Source organism: Halomonas sp. ND22Bw (assembly GCF_003011945.1).
Taxonomy (GTDB): Bacteria; Pseudomonadota; Gammaproteobacteria; order Pseudomonadales; family Halomonadaceae; genus Halomonas; species Halomonas halophila.
In genome coordinates, this window is sequence record NZ_PXWD01000031.1 from 1 (window position 1) to 1432 (window position 1432).

1 protein-coding gene is annotated in these 1432 nt (G+C 70.9%); it reads right to left on the minus strand.

Translation table 11 applies throughout. The features are described from left to right. Positions 1–1430 (minus strand): aldehyde dehydrogenase (locus CVH10_RS16810; RefSeq protein ID WP_106489320.1); only part of this gene is annotated, 1430 nt, incomplete at its 3' end. Positions 1431–1432: the final 2 nt, after the last annotated feature.

Here is a 1432-nt window from a genome sequence, read left to right on the forward strand (position 1 = left end):
AGATCGGAGTACTCCTCCAGCGAGTGATGCGACTTGTCGCGCCCGTTGCCCGACTGCTTGACCCCGCCGAAGGGCACCGTCTGGTCCATGTCCGCCCAGTTGTTGACGAACACCTGGCCCGAGCGCAGCCGGCGCGTGACGCGCATGATGCGATCGATGTCCTGGCTCCACAGCCCGGCCGCCAGGCCGTAGTCGCTGTCGTTGGCCAGCCGTACCGCCTCGTCCTCGTCATCGAAGCCGAACACCGCCAGCACCGGGCCGAAGATCTCCTCGCGGCCGATGGCCATGGTCTCGGTGACGCCGTCGAACACCGTCGGCGGGATAAACAGCCCCTTGCCCGCGATGGCGGTGGCCTCACCACCGGCGCGCAGGGTCGCGCCCTCCGCCACGCCGCGGCGGATATAGTCGAGCACCCGCTCGTACTGGGCCTGGTCGACCATCGCGCCCATGAAGCTGTCCGGGTCCAGCGGGTCGCCGGGCTGCATGCGCTCGGCGGCGGCCAGCACCCTGTCGACGAAGGCCTCGCGAATGCTGTTCTCGACCAGCAGCCGCGAGCCGGCGATGCACACCTCGCCCTGGTTGTGGAAGATCGCCCCGGCGGCGTGCTCGGCGACCCGGTCCAGGTCCTTGCAGTCGGCGAACACCAGGTTCGGGCTCTTGCCGCCGCACTCCAGGAACACCTTCTTGAGATTGGACTGGCCGGCGTACTGCATCAGCTGCTTGCCCACGCCGGTGGAGCCGGTGAAGGCCAGGCAGTCGACGTCCATCGACAGCGCCAGGGCCTTGCCCACGGTATGGCCGAAGCCCGGCAGCACCTGGAACACGCCGCGCGGCAGGCCCGCCTCGCGGGCCAGGCGGGCCAGGCGCAGCGCCGACAGCGGCGACTTCTCCGAGGGCTTGAGGATCACGCTGTTGCCGGCGGCCAGGGCCGGGCCGATCTTCCAGGCGGTCATCATCAGCGGGAAGTTCCACGGCACGATGGAGGCCACCACCCCCAGCGGCTCGCGCAGCACCAGGCCCAGCGAGTCGTTGCCGGTGGGCGCGACCTCGCCGTAGAGCTTGTCGATCGACTCGGCATGGTGGCGAATGCAGGCCACCGCGCCGGCCATGTCGCCGAGCGAACTTCCGACCGGCTTGCCCATGTCCAGGGTGTCGAGCAGCGCCAGCTCGTGCCGGTGGGCCTCCATCAGCTCGGCCAGGCGCAGCAGCACGGCCTTGCGCTGGCCCGGGGCCAGGCGCGACCACTCGCCGGCGTCGAAGGCGCGCCGGGCGGCCGATACCGCCCGTTCGGCGTCGGCGGCGTCGCAGCTCGCCACCTCGGCCAGCGCCTCGCCGGTGGCCGGGTTGACGGTGGTCAGGGTCGCGCCATCGACGGCGTCGACGAAGGCATCGTCGACGTAGGCGCGGGTCTCGAAGCCTTGCTCGACCAGCG